General features: G+C 57.7%; 1 protein-coding gene. It reads left to right on the top strand.

The window, feature by feature from the left end; genetic code table 11:
* The first annotated feature begins 419 nt into the window (after positions 1-419).
* Positions 420-1,742 carry an ABC transporter substrate-binding protein gene (locus WBB95_RS09095; RefSeq protein WP_424487283.1) on the top strand — a complete coding sequence of 441 codons (1,323 nt, stop codon included), beginning with the start codon at positions 420-422 and terminating at the stop codon, positions 1,740-1,742.
* Positions 1,743-1,777 lie beyond the last annotated feature (35 nt).

Here is a 1,777-nt window from a genome sequence, read left to right as displayed (position 1 = left end):
GAGCAGAATTTGGCCTAGGTTGTATGGAAATCGCCGTTGGGGCGGTCATGGCTGGGTAGGGTTCCGTGCGCTGCTTCTGATCTGCTTGTGAGGGTGATCTTGATCTCAAGCGCCCGGTTAAACCACGCTGACCGAGCCACGGTGAGGTGCCGATTGGTGGGGCAAGGCACTTTGGTTATTTTCACGTTTTTCGAAAGTGACACGCCGCAAGGGCGCAACCACACGTGGTCCCACCGCAGACAACGAATGCCCCCCAAAAAAACCAGTGCAAAAAAGTATCAGTCAAAGTGCTCCCAAGGATTTGTCACATCCCCATTTCAAGGCTGTAATCAACGCACACTCTTCCTGACTCCCGGTGGGAAGACACAACAACAATAACTGTCCTTCTGCAGCCCCTGGGCGCAGAAATGGAGTGCGCGATGAAGTTCACAGCAAAAGCTCTGCTTACCTGTTCTTGCATGACAGCATGCATGACCCTCAGCGCCGTCAGCCTTGGCGCGCAAACCCTGACCATTGCCACCGTCAACAACAGCGACATGATCCGCATGCAGAAGCTCTCGAAAACCTTCGAGACCGAGCATCCGGAGATCAAGCTGAACTGGGTAGTGCTTGAAGAAAACGTGCTGCGCCAACGCCTGACCACTGACATCGCCACCCAGGGCGGACAGTTTGACGTGCTGACCATCGGCATGTACGAAGCTGCACTGTGGGGCGCCAAGGGTTGGCTGGAACCGATGAAGGACCTGCCGGCGTCCTACGACCTCGACGACGTTTTCCCTTCGGTGCGTGACGGTTTGTCCGTCAAAGGCTCGCTGTATGCCCTGCCGTTTTACGCCGAAAGCTCGATTACGTATTACCGCACCGACCTGTTCAAGGCCGCCGGCCTGACCATGCCTGAGCACCCGACCTGGACCCAGATCGGCGAATACGCCGCCAAACTCACCGACAAGACCAAAGAGCAATACGGCCTGTGCCTGCGCGGCAAAGCCGGTTGGGGTGAAAACATGGCGCTGATCACCACTTTGGCCAACGGCTACGGTGCGCGCTGGTTCGATGAGAAGTGGCAGCCGGAATTCAACGGCCCTGAGTGGAAAGACGCGCTGAATTTCTACGTCGACAACATGAAGAAATCCGGCCCGCCGGGTGCTTCCAGCAATGGTTTCAACGAAAACCTGGCGCTGTTCAACAGCGGCAAATGCGCCATTTGGGTCGATGCCAGCGTGGCCGGCTCGTTCGTGACCGACAAATCCCAGAGCAAGGTAGCGGACAGCGTCGGCTTCACCTTCGCCCCGCATGAAAAAACCGACAAAGGCACCTCGTGGTTGTACTCCTGGTCCCTGGCCATCCCGACCAGTTCCAAAGCCAAGGACGCTGCCAAAGTCTTCACCACTTGGGCGACGTCCAAGGAATACGGGCAGTTGGTCGCCAAGACCGACGGCATTGCCAACGTACCGCCAGGCACGCGCACGTCGACCTACACCGACGAGTACATGAAGGCTGCGCCGTTTGCCAAGGTGACGCTGGAGTCGCTGAAAGTGGCGGACCCGAAAGACCCATCCGCCAAGCCAGTGCCTTATGTAGGCATTCAACTGGTGACCATTCCTGAGTTCCAGGCCATTGGTACTCAGGTCGGCAAGTTCTTTTCCAGCGCGTTGACCGGCGGTTCCACTCCGGACAAAGCCCTGGCGGATGCGCAGACCTTCACCGAGCGTGAAATGAAGCGGGCCGGCTACCCCAAGTAAGCGGCTCACCACAATCAAATGTGGGAGCGGGGGGG

It is taken from the genome of Pseudomonas sp. (assembly GCF_049645325.1).
Lineage (GTDB): Bacteria > Pseudomonadota > Gammaproteobacteria > Pseudomonadales > Pseudomonadaceae > Aquipseudomonas.
Note: the sequence above shows the minus strand (reverse complement) of the source record. Positions and strands in the feature narration are given on the sequence as shown.